Source organism: Bacillus yapensis, from assembly GCF_005280205.1.
Taxonomy (GTDB): domain Bacteria; phylum Bacillota; class Bacilli; order Bacillales; family Cytobacillaceae; genus Robertmurraya; species Robertmurraya yapensis.
This window is the reverse complement of record NZ_SUND01000023.1, coordinates 20,594-33,236: the sequence shown is the minus strand read 5'-3', so window position 1 is coordinate 33,236 and position 12,643 is coordinate 20,594. Positions and strand designations below refer to the sequence as shown.

The window sequence follows — 12,643 nt, the reverse complement described above, 5'->3', positions numbered from 1 at the left end:
TATAAGAAAATTTCAATCGGTTCCAGAAATCACAGAAGCTGAATTTCATACGGAGTAAATATTCCATATTTTTCAAATCGTCCTTGTAAAAAATAAGAACCTCTTTATCTCTACTAAAAAGATAAAATACTTAAATTTGTCGAAAGCAGTAGATACAGCATAAATAAATATGAGAGGAGTATATAAAATGTATCTTGTAAAATTTTCGTCTAGAAGAGTAGAAAAGGAATTATCAAAGTTTAATAAAAAGGAGAAGGCAATGATCGAAGAGGCGATTAGGGTACTTTCTGAAGACCCGCGTCCTACTTCCCTTCAGTACGGCGGCTTAAACCGAAATAAAGAAGTGAAGCGTGTGAAATGTAAAAGAGCAAGAGTATTCTATAAAATCGATGATAACGATAAGGTGATTTACATTGGTAAAGTAGAAAATCGTGATTCAAAGTCCTACTCTTGTAATCCTGAAGAATGGTTTGCAGCTTAATGGAAGGAAGTCTCATGGAATAATTGATTGAGGTCTTTGAAGCAAGGTACAGATTTAAAAAATGCAAAGGTTAAAACCCTTATTTCTAGCTGTTGATTTTGTACTAGATTAGCAAAGGAAGTGAAAACATGACAGATGAAAGTACGCTCTATAAACAAGCGATTAAACGTATTGATGAACTCGTAGAAGAAGTAATACAGACTTGTGATGAAGTTGCAGATGAAAACCATTACGAAAGGGACTGGGTTTTAGAACGGTTCAGAGCGCGATTCAACAAAGCGAAACGAACAAAATGATAGATATGTTTCGATAAAGAACGATGAAGTTCAGTAAGAAAAGGCGGTGAAAAAATGTACGTTAAAATGATTACAAACAGAATGGCTTTTATAACAGAAGTTGAGAAAGAAGAAAAAAATAATAAGGTAATGCAGCTTTTTGTTTCTAATTATCCTGATTTTACTGGAGAAGTCACAATTATGAAAAAGGATAAAGAGACTTCCACTGAAAAATATGAACGGCATTATAACTATGAAGTTGAATCAGGAAAATATAGAAAATATAGGTTTTCTTCTCCTTTTTCATGGAAAAATTCTAAGGGAAAACTAGTAAACTAATGGCACATTCCGAAGCTAATATGAAACTTAATGAATGTTGAGTTGCATTTCGAAACTTAAACAACTTTATTATTCTTCTACACTAAGAAATCCCTTTTAACAATTCTTAAAGTAGGTAGGTCGTTCCTTACATTAAGGACTACAATAAGTATTTCAATCTGAACTAAGAAAGGAGGTTTCAACATGAAGATAGCTGTTTGAGTACACCATGAAGGGTCACCAATATATAGAGTTATTCTCAAAATACATTTTGCCTCTTGTAAATCTAAAATCATTCGAGGAAGTGATTGTAGATTTAAAAACACAGGATATGCACTAGATAATAAGTAACAACACACACTAGGAGGAATGAATATGAATATGAAGTTGATGAAAAAAACGGTACGATTAGAGTTAATGCCAATTCAAGTTACCGTCTTTACACCAATAGGAGCTAGTGATCAAGAAACATTGAAACTAGCTGAACCGCAAGTTATTGCTCAGATGCAAGAAAAATTCCCTAGATATCGCTACTCGATTACAGATGGTTTGACATTAAGTCAAGAGGATTGCGAGCCTGGAAGAATGATTCGTTATAATGGAGAATTAGGTTATATTTTTGAAGTTAAGTTATCAAGAAAGCATCCGGTATCTATAGCGTTAAGTGATGGAAGAAAATTAAATATTGTTCCCATTGGATTAGAAGCCGTAGTTGATGAATCGCTAATAGGTACTGTTTGGAATGAACGTCCCGCTGTTATGAAGGAAATGAAGGAGTGGAGCGTGGGTGACAATGCATATCTTCCTGTTGGTGATAAAGTGAAGAAAGTTATTATCGGGAAATCAACTTCCGCATCGAAGCACGTATTTGAGCTTTCCGTTACTAAACAAGTTAAATACTACAATTTGAAAGCTAATCGATTCCATCTTCTTTGCGATACGGAAGAAGAAGCAAGAGCGTTACTTTCAAAATAGATTTAAGGATCTTAGGGAGATTTTCTCCCTAGTTTCTTCTATTATATATGTGGAACTAAAAGGAGATATAATATGACAAATACACCTATTTTATTTATTACATTAGAGGCAGTTATCTTCTTTGAAAAGCCGTACTTCGACGGTAATGAGTGGCACAATCTTTCCTTAGGGAAGGACGAAAAGCGGGTTTTTCTATCGGAAACTAGAACAGCATTGTTAGGTTTCCCTGTTGAGCAAAATGAAGAACCAGCAGGATATGTATTTAGCGTATATGGGCTCGGGGATGAATGTTATATTCCTGTGTATGATAGAACTGATCTAGTCGATTTAGATTATTTATACCCTAAAGAGGTAGTAACGAATTTATATTAAATTGCACGGATAAAGAGAGGGAAAAGCCATGTATCTTACACTTTCACAAGCATCAAAAGAACTTGATCGTACGGAACGCCAAGTGCGCTATCTTATTAAAATTGGAGTTCTATCGCCAGCGAATCAAGATACGTTTAGAAGGGATGGTGGATACCGCTTTTCTGAAGATGAAGTAAAAAGGGCAAAAGAAAAACTGAAATTAGAAGGAATTTCTTTACGTAAAGCAGCTCAAATTGTCGGTGTTACACCTCAATATCTTAATAGTTTAGCTCTTGCAGAGAAAATTGATAGTAAACTTGTTCAAATTGGAAATAAAACTGAAAGACGATTCAATGAAAAAGATTGTATCGACTTCAAAGAGCATCTTCACACTAGAACACATAAGAGCATTGCTAAATATGGAGAAAAGCTTCATTTATATAAGAATCGTATGCGACTGTTTGACCTTATTCCTTATCATGATGAAACGGTAAGAATAGTAAATACATCTACTATTACTCTTTTGAAAGCTGATGGAGGATTGATCCATCCGGATGAACAAGAAATACTGTTAACATCGGACGAGTGGCCACATAAACCATACAATCCAAAAAAGGGATTTATCGTATTCCGTTTACCGATTCCAAGAAAAAGCGAGCATATAACTTATGACCTTTTATATGAATTAATCAGTGAATTAGGCCCGAAAAATATTCAAGTTTTTGAACGAGCTGAAGGGGACTACCTGGTGCGCTGCCGTCAAGCAAGGGTGAAATTAAATAAAGAGTATTTTGACCTCTTGCAACGTTATGTAATTGAGGGTGAAATACATTACTTAAATGGTGAAGTGAAATTAGAATCAGGAATAGTTAGTCAGTATATTCATCTACCGAATGAACTGCACGCAGAAGTGGAGAAGTTGGCTAATCTCCGTTCTATGACAACGCAAGAACAATTAATTGAAGCTGTTGTACGTGGAGTGAAATCAATTCAGAAAGAGGGTTTTTAACCATGTATAAATTCCAGAAGATTCTTATGGGAAATAGTGTGATCCTTGCACTTAAAGTTGAATCTAGTGATATATTAATTAATTTTTGTACAATTATACGGGCTTTATTTTTATGGAAAAATCAACAAACAGTGGGAAAGTTACCCTATAATGCTGAGGAAATTAGCAAAATTAAAGGGATCTACCAGGATTCATTAGAAAAGTTACGTTCGGAATTTGGATATGCCTTAGTCGATATTTCAAATGGTGACATTATTAATCCTTCCCGTATTTCCAACTTTCATATATTGAACGAATATGAAGGGCCGCTTCCGTTTTAAGCTTATTCTCTACATGAATTACATCAATGAGCGATGACTTTCATGCATTTAGAAGGAGAAGTGATATTAAAGATGGAAAATAACGAGGTAATGCGCGCTATAGAAAAAAAGCGTCAACAAATGATTGGCGCTGGTCTTGAATATGGACTTACGCATGAAAAAACAATTCAATATTCAAAGGAGCTCGATCAATGTTTGAATCTCCTGAATAGAAGTGAGGAATCTAAAAAGGGAAACGTTGGACAAAAAGTGGAGATTGGATAGACATAGAGAAATAGTTAAAGAGAATGTGTTGGTAGTTTTTGCGAAGAGAAACCAATGAACTGGATATAAGAACTTACGAGATTGGAGTTTGATGTTTATGTCTACAAAAGCAAAAATTGGAGATACGATACAATTTTCAAGAAAAGGGATTACTGTTGAAGGAAATGTAACAATGATTAGAGAAAATAGTGTATTAGTTGAAATCAGTTTAGATTCCAGTAAGGAGCTTAATTTAGAAAATACTAGAACTATTGTGAATCACTCTAAATACAAGGTGCTATCTAAACAATAGTTTTGTTAATTTGAATTAAATAAAATTCCTAATGGAAACAAACATATTAAATCAATTGGTGGGGGGACTTAAATGTATTTTATTAATGAAGAACACAAAGAAAATTTCGAGAAACTAATGCAGATTTATGGCATTACACCTGGTAAGAGCAGTCAATATGAATCAAATATTTATATAGCAGCTGTTCCTTACATTTACGAGTTGATTGACGAAAGTGATTTTAAGCCATATAACGGTCCACTAGTATCTTTAATGAGATTCGATGAAAATAAAGGAATAATGGTACCAAGTCACGCTGGATTGACTGGATCAACTACATGGCTAGTACAAGCAGGATTTAGTCTATATAACGGAAATCCTTGTGATTTAGATTATTCAAATAGTACAGAGTTTGCCCAGGTCTTTATTCAAGCATTTAAAATTCGAAATAAGTTAGTTTAATGTAGTTTGGTGATTATATGACTGGAAAGTTCAAGTCCCTATCTTTAAAGGATGAAACGTTCGTCTTTACTGGAAAATTATCATTTTTAGTGAGAAAAGAAGCAATAAAAGAGGTTCTTCTTCGTAGTGGAAAATGCAACGATTATGTTACCAAGAAAACAACCTATGTTGTTGCAGGTCTAGAAGACTTTCAGAACTTCATTAAGGGAACTAAAAGTACGAAATTAAAAAAAGCAGAGAAGTATATTACAAATGGTGTTAAACTTAAAATCATTAACGAACAAGAGTTTTTAGAACTACTTGAAATGTAAAAACAAATTAAGATTATACCTCCTAGTGGAGAATAGCGATGGATTAGAATTAAGTGTAATAGTCCCCAAAGGATTATTACACTTTTTTTATGACTTCCCTTCAATTACCAATGAACTTTATTACTTATGCTTTTAGAATGGTAATAGGTGATTATTATGTTTATAGGGGTAGCGTCAGGAAAATGCGGATTTACAACGCTAAGGAATTTCTCATACTAAAAAGCCAAATTTCTCAACATCCATTGAGAAATTTGGCTTTTTTCGTTGCTCAGTTAAAGCGTCCTTTAGTTGTATAATTAAAATATATATGATGAAAGGAGTAGACTACTCCTTTTTTGATGGCATTTGTCAGCCACCTTCTATACAAGTTGCCGTTGAACTTCCAACAATAGCATTGAGTTCTTGAAGTAGGGAAGTCAATGCATCGGCTTCAACCAATGTAACTAAAGTTTTTTCAGTCAGTGGAATATTGTGTTCTTTAAAAACATCCGTTGTACTTTCCCAAACTTCAGTAATAGCTTTGGGTGACATATTTGATTGTATGACCATTTTGAAAACCTCCTTTTAATCAGTTCAATTATCGCATCCAATTGTTGAAGCCCATTTTAGAACCTATTCTTTGATTTTCAATAAGCGTAAACTGTTTAATGTTACAAGTAAAGTTGCTCCCATATCAGCAAATATCGCTATCCAAAGTGTTAACCAACCGGGCATGACCAACAGTAATGCCACTAATTGGGGTACGACCGAGGTACTTGTAAAAAAGGGTCATAGCATGGATTTTTTTTACATTTACAACCCTTTTTACTCTGTAGGGTAGGGTGGGGTCAGAAAAGTGCGGTTGTTGGTAGGATCCTAATAGGGGTAGTGTCATTGTCGCTACTCCTATTAAGGAATACTTAAACTAAATCACAAATTAATAAGAAGAAACACATCTTAAAAAATGAGCATTGAACCTTTGCATAATAAGCAAAAGTCCTTTAAAATTTGTTAGCCGGGTAGAAAATGCTATAATGCTCTTATAAAAAAGAATGGATGCAAAATAGTTTAGGTAAGTTCTAAAACGATTTCTTTTATTCTTCGACAAACAGGCCAGATTCGTAATTTCTCAAGAGAATAATACAAGTCGCTGTAGGGGTTTTTGTGTTTTTTCACTTATGATCACTTTGATATACAAGACCTATTTCATCTCTCACTTTATCCAACACTTGTATCGTGGTGTATGAATTTTTATATGAGTTAGTATCAGACTCTGTTTTTCCTCGGTTGATTAATTCAATAAATTCTTTCACTTCGTAATACATAGCTGGATGAGATTGGTCGACTGTTAATTGTTCAACCGTGCCGTCAGTGTAGTGAATTTCTACTTTTTCAGCCGTATGAATCTTATCAATCATGATACTTCCTTTTTCGCCTTGAATTTCGCTTGGTAAATAAGAGTTCGTTATTTTGGAATACATCACAATCGCATCTTTATCATCATATTTTAAGATGACGCTACCTTCACCATCCACACCCGAATCAAGCATAATGCCAGTTGCCTTCACTTCTTTTGGTTCACCAAATAATGTAATAAGTGGATACAAACAATAGACACCAAGGTCCATTAATGAACCGTTCGCAAACTCTGGATTGAAGGCATTAAGGACAATTCCTTCTTTGTATTTATCATAACGAGATGAATACTGACAATAGCTTGCAAAGTATCTACGGATAGGACCAATTTTATGTAAATTATCTTGAATGACCTTGAAGTTTGGAAGTAAGGTTGATTTCATTGCTTCCATTAATAGGGCGTTATGATCTTTTGCGGCTTGAATCATCCTCGCTACTTCGGTTGCATTAACAGCCAGTGGCTTTTCACATAACACATGTTTGCCATTTTGCAAAAATAAAATAGCTTGTTCTGCGTGATATGAATTGGGAGTAGCCAATGTACACCGCGTCAATTTCTTGACTAACTGCCATTTCTTTTAGGTTTGTAAATATTTTTGTTACTCCATATTTACTTGCAAATTCTTCTGCTCTACTAATCGTGCGAGAATAAACAGCAGTTAGTTTAAAATCTTCTACATCATTTGCTGCTTCAAGTAATCTTTCTGTAATCCAATTAGTACCGATTACGCCGAATTGAACCATTTATTCAACCTCATTCCTTTGTTTTATAAAACGAAGAGTTTTGTTTACTACACTTATGAAGCGTTTTTCATCGCCAATAGGATTTTATTTTCCCATAAAAAAACTTATATAGACATGGGGCCTACCAGTGAAATATTGGTGATAACCCAAATAGGGCTCATACTGTGAGTGATGGCTAAATTCTTGGCTGTGCCCCACCCAATAATGATCTCTGATCCGGCCATAGAAGGGACTGAATCAGAGGCTATTTTTTCTTTCCTGTATGGACTGTGTTATTTGTAATATGCAGTAAAGACCGCAATTCATAAAAGAAATAAATGCGGTCTTTACGATGTTTCCATATTTTTTAAAGTGTACTCTATTCGAGATTGGCATGTTTGCCGTACATTTTAGTAGAGTCTAAGCCTTTTTTTTCCATAAAACGCAAGATCAATGCATCATAAAATAATAACATCGTTTGCTCAAAAAGTGACCCCATTGGTTGTATGGTCTTATATTCACTTTCAGATTGATCTTTCGGTGATCCAGGCAATTTAATGATAATATCAGCTAATTTTCCAATCGTGGAGTCAGGGGAAATCGTTACAGCTGCGACCGTCCCACCTAAACTTTTTGCTTTTTCAGCGATTGAAACCAAGGTTTTCGTTTCACCTGAACCTGAACCGATGATCAACAAATCATCTTTTTCTAAATTTGCTGTTACAGTTTCACCGATTACATAAGCATCGATCCCCATGTGCATCATTCTCATCACGAAAGATTTGCCCATAAATCCAGATCTGCCCGCACCTGCAACAAAGATTTTTTTGGATTCCAGAATCTTATTAACCAACTTCTCTGCTTCTTCGTCAGAGATTAAGTCGACTGTCCGACTTAATTCTTGAACGACTTCAGCTAAATATTGAGTAGTTTTCATAGTTATAATGAACCTTGTTTAATCAATTCTTGCATTTTAGCTGCAACTGCTTTTTTATCGTCTTTGCTTGTGATACCGCCACCTACGATGACAAGATCTGGTTGTACTTTAATCACATCTGGAAGTGTTTCTAATTTGATTCCGCCTGCAATAGCAGTTTTCGCATTTTTTACAACGCTCTTAATGGTTGCAAGGTCTTCGAAAGAATTTTTTCCTACAGCTTGAAGGTCATAACCTGTGTGAACGCAGATATAATCTACTCCTAGTTCATCCAGTTCTTTCGCACGACCTTCAATGTCTTTAACTGCGATCATATCAGCAAGGATTTGTTTACCTTGTTTTTTTGCTTCTTCTACAGCACCTTTAATGGACTCGTCTTCAGCTGTACCAAGAATGGTGATGATGTCAGCGCCTGCTGCAGATGCTTGGCTAACTTCATATCCAGCTGCATCCATGATTTTAAGGTCAGCTAATACAGTTAAGTTAGGGAAGGCAGCTTTCACTTCCTTTACTGCTTTAAGGCCTTCATTAATCACAACCGGCGTGCCGATTTCTACAACATCTATATGATTTTCTACTTCTTTCACCAATTCAATGGCTCCTGGAATATCTACAAGATCTAATGCTAATTGTAATTTCATTTATTACTCGCTCCTTATATAATAGTATAATTGTGCCGTATAGCTTTCTTTTGCACAGTGTTATTGTATCCAATTGATAGCTATTTACTAACGGTATGATACTCAGTATACTGGGTATGTTACTAAATTAAAAGTATGCACTTTTTTATCATATAGTAACAAAAAGTATACTATGGGACATAATAAGGGTTGGAGGTGAAATGAATGCCGAATCTTGGGGAAAAAGTGTTTAATTGTGAAAAAGAATTGACTCTTTCGATTATTGGTGGAAAATGGAAAATGTTGGTATTGTGGCATCTAGGAAAAGAAGGAACCAAACGTTTTGGTGAACTAAAGGCCCTCATGCCGGGTATCACTCAAAGAATGCTTGTTAATCAATTGCGCGAACTTGAAGACCATTTGATTGTTCATCGTGAAGTCTATCCTGTCGTTCCACCAAAAGTTGAATACTCACTCACTGAGTATGGAAGAAGTCTGATGCCTATTCTGGATGCTATGTATGACTGGGGTAAAGATTATATTGAAAATGTATTGGAAAAAGAAACAGAAAACAAATCGTCTATTCAGTAGAAAAAAGAGTTTCTCCTAGAGGTTCGAAAAAGTGTAAAAAAGTTCATATACTAACAAACCACGGTTAGCTATCTTAATAAAGATGCTGTCCGTGTTTTTTTATATCTCTACGTATTTAAAAGGTTGAAAAAACACAACATTTAATAAAAGAATCAGTTACTAAAAAGCCAAGGGCAGCGAATCTTGTATAATCGCTGTCCTTGGCTTTTCACGCTTGGTATTGGATTCAAGTTTATAGTATTATTTTTAACACTATGTTATACGAATGTATCTATATGTTAATAAAGTGCGTACTTTCAAAAGTATAACATACGTAATATACTGATTTTGCTCAAGTAATAGCGAGCTTAAAAAATACTACCAAACCTTAAGGGAATACTGCTACAAGTATGGTGAGATGAAGTGAAACTTCATTTAATAATTTATACATGTTGTTGCTTTTTACGAAAGGAGAGGTCCGCATGGGAAAGTTCAAAACTAAGCAGCGAAAAGTTTGTGAAAGATGTCTAACCATCACCATAAATAATGAAACCTGTCCAAAATGTGGACATTCTCAATTAAGAGATATCATTATTACCGGACAAGCTGGGAGAAATAAACGAATCTTACATCCAAAAGTAGGATAACGCAATAGCGAAAATCCCTGTTGTTTTGTAGGGAAAACGAAGAAAATCAGGCATTTTTCCATTTAAAAATGCTTTGAAAAAGTGGAGGAATGAAAAGTGGATTCTATGACGTTTGTCTTATTTGGGGCAACTGGGGATTTAGCTAAGCGAAAAATCTACCCTGCCTTGTTTAATTTATATTTGAATCAAAAATTACCAGATTCTTTTTTGATCATTGGTGTAGGAATAGACGAAATGTCTGATGTTGATTTTCAAAACCATGTAACAGACTCGCTATACACTTTTTCTAGACACTTGATAAATGATAAATCCGAAAAACAAGAGTTTGTAAAGGCATTTCGTTATTGCCAATTAGATTTCACGAATGCTGAAGGGTATAAGAAGTTAGTTGAAGTCGTTCAACAAAATGAAAAAGACCAGAGTATTGAAGAGAATCGAATGTTTTATCTTTCTGTTGCTCCTGAATTCTTTGATGTAATTGCTTTAAACATAAAGAAGAGTGGCTTAGGTTCGACAAAGGGATGGAAACGATTGATTATCGAAAAACCATTTGGGTATGACTTAAAATCTGCTGAAGATTTAAACGAAAAATTAAGCAAAGCTTTTGAAGAAGACGAAATTTTTCGGATTGACCATTATCTCGGAAAACCAATGGTTCAAAACCTTGAAGCCTTGGAATTTGCCAATCCTGTACTGCAATCACTTTGGAACAATCGGTTTATTGCCAATGTGCAAATTACGGCTAGTGAAACGGTTGGTGTAGAAGAGAGGGCTGGTTATTATGACCAAGCAGGCGCTATTCGTGATATGGTTCAAAATCATATGCTACAGCTGTTGATGATGACAGCCATGCATCTCCCAAAACAGATTAGTGCAAAAGATATCCGTAATGAGAAAAGAAAAGTTATGGAATCTCTGCGACCATTACAGAAAAATACTGTAGGTATCCACGTCGTTCGTGGCCAATATGGATCAGGTGAAATAAACGGTACACCAGTAGTCAGATACTTAGAAGAACCTGGCGTTGATGCTTCTTCTAAAAACGATACATTCGTCGCTGCTCGTCTATGGATTGATAATTCCTTCTGGGACGGGGTCCCATTCTATATCCGGACAGGAAAAAGAATGACGGAAAAATTAACGCGGATTGTGATTGAATTCAAAAACCCATTAAAGAATTTGTATACCAATGAAATCCAAAATGCTGAACCCAATCTATTAGTTATTAATGTAAGTCCTAATGAAGGTGTTTCGTTGCAGTTAAATAGTAAAAACCCGATAAATGGAAAATTAGAACCTATTGTTGTTGATTTTTCAGCGAGTAAAAAAGACGTGCCCGAAGCATATGAACTCTTAATATTTGATGCTCTGCGTGGGGACTCTACCTTCTTTGCTCATTGGGACGAAGTTGAATTATCTTGGAAATGGGTACAGCCCGTTTTAGAGGCGTTTGAGGAAAATGCCCTTCCACTCCACCTATATCAAGCCGGTTCGATGGGGCCACAAGCTGCTTCGCAATTATTGGAGGAGGATGGTTTTAAATGGTGGGAAACTAGGGGGGGAGTTTAATCCGCACCTCCCTGGAAGGCTATTGGTATGAAGAGAGCAAACCGAGGTTGGATTTGACAGATAATTGTTACGCGATTTACCCAAGGAACTTAAAGTATTTGTTGAATCCTTATGGTTCCATAAGGAGACCATGAAGAACAACAAATGGGTAGCATAATAATACAGGCTATTTTTTGTAATTTAAAGGAGGAAACTCAAGTGAAAGTAGGATTAATTGGATTAGGGAAAATGGGTATGAACTTAGGAAAAAACTTAATTGACAATAAACACCGTGTAATGGCGTTTGATCTAAATACAAATACTATTGAAGAAATTAAAAAATACGGAGTTGAAGGAGCATCCAGTTTACAAGATCTTGTTCAATCATTAGAAAAGCCACGAGTTGTTTGGATAATGGTCCCACACTCAGTCGTTGATTCAGTTATTAGTGAAATCACACCATTTCTAAGTGAAGGAGATATCGTCATTGAAGCTGGTAATTCGCATTATAAGGAATCCATTCGTCGTTACGAACAGTTGAAGAAAGTTGGAGTGAGCTTTATGGATGCCGGTACTTCTGGGGGGATGGAAGGTGCTCGCTATGGTGCTTGTTATATGATTGGTGGAGATCCTGAAGCATGGAGCATTGTCGAGCCGATTTTTAGAGATACAGCTGTAGATAATGGGTATTTATATGCTGGGAAATCTGGTAGTGGCCACTTCTTAAAAATGGTCCACAATGGAATAGAATACGGAATGATGGCCGCCATTGGTGAAGGATTCGAAGTCCTGGAAAAAAGCGATTTCGATTTTGACTATGAAAAAGTGGCACGGGTGTGGAATAACGGTTCTGTCATCCGCTCATGGCTCATGGAATTGACAGAACGCGCATTTTCTAAAGATGCAAAATTAGATGAAATTAAGGGCATTATGCATTCTTCTGGGGAAGGGAAATGGACAGTTGAAACCGCTTTGGATCTTCAAACAGCTACCCCTGTTATCGCTATGTCTTTACTAATGCGTTACCGTTCATTAGACAATGATACATTTACAGGTAAAGTGGTAGCTTCCCTTCGTAATGAATTTGGCGGACATGCTGTGGAAAAATCATAAAGTCATCTGCTGTATATGTCTTTCGTTAAAATGAGCCGGAAATTCATTGGATT

General features: G+C 35.6%; 18 protein-coding genes and 1 pseudogene. 15 read left to right on the top strand and 4 right to left on the bottom strand.

The features are described from left to right. Positions 1-187 precede the first annotated feature (187 nt). From FAR12_RS21090 to FAR12_RS21045, 11 genes are all read left to right on the top strand, one after another. Positions 188-481, top strand: a complete 294-nt coding sequence (locus FAR12_RS21090) for a type II toxin-antitoxin system RelE family toxin (RefSeq protein ID WP_158318919.1) — start codon at positions 188-190, stop codon at positions 479-481. Positions 482-609: 128 nt separating this feature from the next. After that, positions 610-777, top strand: coding sequence for a hypothetical protein (locus tag FAR12_RS23605; protein WP_170209293.1), 168 nt, complete (start codon positions 610-612; stop codon positions 775-777). 66 nt (positions 778-843) lie between these two features. Beyond that, entirely contained in the window at positions 844-1,095 is a 252-nt protein-coding gene (locus tag FAR12_RS21085; RefSeq protein ID WP_170972283.1) for a hypothetical protein, read from the top strand. A 354-nt stretch (positions 1,096-1,449) separates the two neighbouring features. Beyond that, a complete protein-coding gene (locus tag FAR12_RS21080; RefSeq protein WP_126410733.1) occupies positions 1,450-2,049 on the top strand; it encodes a hypothetical protein in 600 nt (199 codons plus the stop codon). 72 nt (positions 2,050-2,121) lie between these two features. Next, positions 2,122-2,421 carry a hypothetical protein gene (locus FAR12_RS21075; protein ID WP_126410732.1) on the top strand — a complete coding sequence of 100 codons (300 nt, stop codon included), beginning with the start codon at positions 2,122-2,124 and terminating at the stop codon, positions 2,419-2,421. 28 nt (positions 2,422-2,449) lie between these two features. Beyond that, positions 2,450-3,409 (top strand): MerR family transcriptional regulator, encoded by a 960-nt coding sequence (locus FAR12_RS21070; protein ID WP_126410731.1) that lies wholly within the window; start codon positions 2,450-2,452, stop codon positions 3,407-3,409. A gap of 26 nt (positions 3,410-3,435) precedes the next feature. Next, on the top strand, positions 3,436-3,729 hold the full coding sequence (locus FAR12_RS21065) for a hypothetical protein (RefSeq protein WP_158318921.1): 294 nt from the start codon (positions 3,436-3,438) through the stop codon (positions 3,727-3,729). 72 nt (positions 3,730-3,801) lie between these two features. Then, positions 3,802-3,993 (top strand): aspartyl-phosphate phosphatase Spo0E family protein, encoded by a 192-nt coding sequence (locus FAR12_RS21060; RefSeq protein ID WP_246010469.1) that lies wholly within the window; start codon positions 3,802-3,804, stop codon positions 3,991-3,993. 97 nt (positions 3,994-4,090) lie between these two features. Beyond that, positions 4,091-4,285 (top strand): DUF2187 family protein, encoded by a 195-nt coding sequence (locus FAR12_RS21055; protein WP_126410728.1) that lies wholly within the window; start codon positions 4,091-4,093, stop codon positions 4,283-4,285. Positions 4,286-4,357: 72 nt separating this feature from the next. Next, positions 4,358-4,726 (top strand): DUF2538 family protein, encoded by a 369-nt coding sequence (locus tag FAR12_RS21050; protein ID WP_126410727.1) that lies wholly within the window; start codon positions 4,358-4,360, stop codon positions 4,724-4,726. A 17-nt stretch (positions 4,727-4,743) separates the two neighbouring features. Then, positions 4,744-5,037, top strand: coding sequence for a BRCT domain-containing protein (locus FAR12_RS21045; protein ID WP_126410726.1), 294 nt, complete (start codon positions 4,744-4,746; stop codon positions 5,035-5,037). A 348-nt stretch (positions 5,038-5,385) separates the two neighbouring features. Here the strand turns inward: FAR12_RS21045 and FAR12_RS21040 are convergent, their stop codons facing one another. From FAR12_RS21040 to hxlA, 4 genes and pseudogenes are all read right to left on the bottom strand, one after another. Further along, entirely contained in the window at positions 5,386-5,586 is a 201-nt protein-coding gene (locus FAR12_RS21040) for a hypothetical protein (RefSeq protein ID WP_126410725.1), read from the bottom strand. Positions 5,587-6,188: 602 nt separating this feature from the next. Continuing rightward, positions 6,189-7,176, bottom strand: a pseudogene (locus tag FAR12_RS21035) (Gfo/Idh/MocA family protein). Positions 7,177-7,534: 358 nt separating this feature from the next. Further along, entirely contained in the window at positions 7,535-8,092 is a 558-nt protein-coding gene (hxlB, locus tag FAR12_RS21030) for a 6-phospho-3-hexuloisomerase (RefSeq protein WP_066154431.1), read from the bottom strand. Between the two features lie 2 nt (positions 8,093-8,094). Beyond that, a complete protein-coding gene (gene hxlA, locus FAR12_RS21025) occupies positions 8,095-8,733 on the bottom strand; it encodes a 3-hexulose-6-phosphate synthase (protein WP_066154434.1) in 639 nt (212 codons plus the stop codon). 204 nt (positions 8,734-8,937) lie between these two features. On the opposite strand from hxlA, the gene FAR12_RS21020 reads away from it, so the two are divergent. The 4 genes from FAR12_RS21020 to gnd all read left to right on the top strand — a co-directional run bounded on the left by FAR12_RS21020 (position 8,938) and on the right by gnd (position 12,590). Next, a complete protein-coding gene (locus FAR12_RS21020; protein ID WP_031538335.1) occupies positions 8,938-9,303 on the top strand; it encodes a winged helix-turn-helix transcriptional regulator in 366 nt (121 codons plus the stop codon). 461 nt (positions 9,304-9,764) lie between these two features. Beyond that, complete coding sequence (locus FAR12_RS23600) at positions 9,765-9,929, top strand: hypothetical protein (protein WP_153246161.1); 165 nt, start codon at positions 9,765-9,767, stop codon at positions 9,927-9,929. Positions 9,930-10,025: 96 nt separating this feature from the next. Beyond that, positions 10,026-11,498 (top strand): glucose-6-phosphate dehydrogenase, encoded by a 1,473-nt coding sequence (gene zwf, locus FAR12_RS21015; RefSeq protein ID WP_066154490.1) that lies wholly within the window; start codon positions 10,026-10,028, stop codon positions 11,496-11,498. A gap of 198 nt (positions 11,499-11,696) precedes the next feature. Next, on the top strand, positions 11,697-12,590 hold the full coding sequence (gene gnd, locus FAR12_RS21010) for a phosphogluconate dehydrogenase (NAD(+)-dependent, decarboxylating) (protein ID WP_031538333.1): 894 nt from the start codon (positions 11,697-11,699) through the stop codon (positions 12,588-12,590). Positions 12,591-12,643 lie beyond the last annotated feature (53 nt).